This window comes from Microcoleus sp. Pol10D4 (assembly GCF_036701555.1).
In the GTDB taxonomy this organism is placed as follows: domain Bacteria; phylum Cyanobacteriota; class Cyanobacteriia; order Cyanobacteriales; family Microcoleaceae; genus Microcoleus.
This window is the reverse complement of record NZ_JAUBRA010000157.1, coordinates 1-2,560: the sequence shown is the minus strand read 5'-3', so window position 1 is coordinate 2,560 and position 2,560 is coordinate 1. Positions and strand designations below refer to the sequence as shown.

The 2,560-nt window shown below is 37.0% G+C and carries 2 protein-coding genes; one reads left to right on the top strand and one right to left on the bottom strand.

The window, feature by feature from the left end; translation table 11 throughout:
• Positions 1 to 54 precede the first annotated feature (54 nt).
• Positions 55 to 1,293 carry an ATP-binding protein gene (locus QUA36_RS31060; RefSeq protein WP_333460145.1) on the bottom strand — a complete coding sequence of 413 codons (1,239 nt, stop codon included), beginning with the start codon at positions 1,291 to 1,293 and terminating at the stop codon, positions 55 to 57.
• A 223-nt stretch (positions 1,294 to 1,516) separates the two neighbouring features.
• On the opposite strand from QUA36_RS31060, the gene QUA36_RS31055 reads away from it, so the two are divergent.
• Positions 1,517 to 2,524 carry a hypothetical protein gene (locus tag QUA36_RS31055; RefSeq protein ID WP_333460144.1) on the top strand — a complete coding sequence of 336 codons (1,008 nt, stop codon included), beginning with the start codon at positions 1,517 to 1,519 and terminating at the stop codon, positions 2,522 to 2,524.
• Positions 2,525 to 2,560: the final 36 nt, after the last annotated feature.

Here is a 2,560-nt window from a genome sequence, read left to right as displayed (position 1 = left end):
AGACTCAGATGTGCATATTTAAATAATGAGATTAAAATGGGTAGGTATGCTTAGTTAAAAAGCGGGATGCTCCCTTTCATTTTGACTAGCTAACCAGTATAACGCCTTTTTTTCTGCGTCTGATAAACGCTCTAAATGAGATTCTAAGATCGGTTCTAAGTCACTTAAGAATAAATCATTTACATCGGATAAAAACCGGGAAACGCTACCATCAAATAACTCCAAAATAGTGGCAGCAATGATATTTAGCCAGGAAGGATGACCTTGATAAAGGGTGATCAAGTCTGACCATTTTTCCTCATCGACTAATCCTTTTTGTTGAAAAATTTCTGCTGCTTCTTCTCCTAACCCTTTGAGGTGTAAGCTTCGCGTGGAGAGGTTTTCGGCTTCTAAATTCGCGATTTCTTTGGGCTTTTCCCAACTGAGGAGGATTAAACAACTCTGATGAGAGGATGTGGCAATTTGTTTAAAAAATTTGCCATAGTCTTCATAGCCTGCTAAATATTGACCGGCTAATTGACTACCACTAAAAATATTCTGTACGTCATCAAGAATGACTAGACAGCGAGAAGATCGGAAATAATCGAGGATTGTGGGTAATGGGGGTTGTTGCGATCGCCCAAAAAATTGCTTGAGTTCGGTTTTGACGGTTGAAAGTGCGGGTGTGTGGGTGAGGCTTAACCAAATAATATAATCAAATTCGGTTTGAATTTGTTCGATGAGTTTGAGGGCGATCGCACTTTTGCCAATTCCGCTTAAGCCGTAGATGGTAATCAAGCGGGTGTGGGCTTGCAAAATCCATTGTTTGAGGGTGGAGAGTTCTGAGGTGCGATCGTAAAAGTAAGGGAGTTCGGGTGCGTCTGTTAAATCGATTATGGGCGATCGATCTTTATTTTGGGGAGAGTCAGGGGGTGAGGGCGATCGCTGCTTGACCTCTTCTGCATCTTGCCTTTTTTCTCCACAGATATTGATATTGCTTCTATTAATTTTACTATTAACTATCTGTGAACAGTTACCATAATTGTAAATACTTGATACTGCTTTACTTTCTAAAATAGATCGAACATTAGATTGTTTAATATCTTCTTCCAATATCTCAGAGAGCATCTTCCATAATTTTCCAGCAACTTGTTTAATACGATCTTCACTACGATTGCCTTTTTTCGCTATTTCAGAATATTTCTCACCTTGCCAAACTTCTTGTAATATACGTCTTTGTAACGAGTCCAGATGTTTTTCCTTCTTTATAAATACTTGCTCGTCAGTCCATTGTAAAACCTCTTCGATATCCATAGCTAAAAGTGGGATTAGTTTTGACGATTGCACCATATCACACTTTATAACACCTTAGCAACTAAATAACACTTTTTATTAGCAATAAAAAGTCTAAAAAAAATTAACTGTACACTCAATAACACTTTTATAAATATCAAAAAATCTAGTTGCAGAGTAAAATAATTAGAGATACAAGGACTCTAATATAAATTTATAAGTTATCAAATGCTCTGGAGGAAATATGACACGGTTTAACTGGTTTGCCAAAGGTGCCTTTCAAGGAGATCAGAAACTCACTTCTGGGGATATGCAGCGGATCATTGGCGAATTTAATAAATGTTTGCCACGCATTCTGGGGACACCTGAAGTTTTAGAGGAGATAACCTTTGAGGAGGCTATAAGTTATTTCCAGAGCGATCGCCCAGCAACTCCTAATTTAAAAAAAGGAGCAATTATTCGCCAAGAGCATCCCGAAGGGCAAATTTTAGGACAGGTATTTTTAGACGAAAAGAATAACCTGGTTTGTCATTCAAATGGCATACCTTATGGTCGTCAGTTGATTGCCAAAAAGCTAGACAAAAAATTAACTGATGTCTTGGGCAATCAAGAATTAGTTGCCATTGAGTTGAATGCCAAAGAATCTGGTGAATCTCAGCTTACTGAAGAACCTACTCAAAAATCGCGCATTGTAAAAGTTTCTAAGATAGTTAGTATCATTATTTGGTCGATTATAATTCTAATTGTATTCATCCCGTTACTGGGACGATTAATTATGAGTCAGGCTTTAGCGGCAGAATTAACCTCTCCTCCCTCCCTAGAAGTTACTCAATCTCTAGTCGCCCTTGGTGGAAGAGAAGAAGCTTTCAAAAAAGCTTTGAACAGTGCCAATCAAAGTGCTAAACAATATGCTAACACTGAATTAAATCGGTGGGAGGCTGATTTAATCAATCGAATTGATACGGATTTTTTAAATTGGTATTTTAATTATTTTAATCAGAAACACCAAGAATTTGGTGTTCTTTTTCAATATATAGGCGAGAACGTTATGAATGGGTTTAATCCGACTATAGTCAATGAAAAGATTGCCAAAAGCATAAATGACAATATTCAAAGAGAATTTTCTAGGAGAGTATTACAAGCAAATTCAGCAGAAATGAAATTTCATACAATAGTAATTGATACAGCTAATTTTTATATTGAACAATTATCTACTCCCTTCCCGCTAGAAGACTATAGAATGAGATTATAGATATGTTGAATCGTGTTGGCAATTTGGATGGGAGTC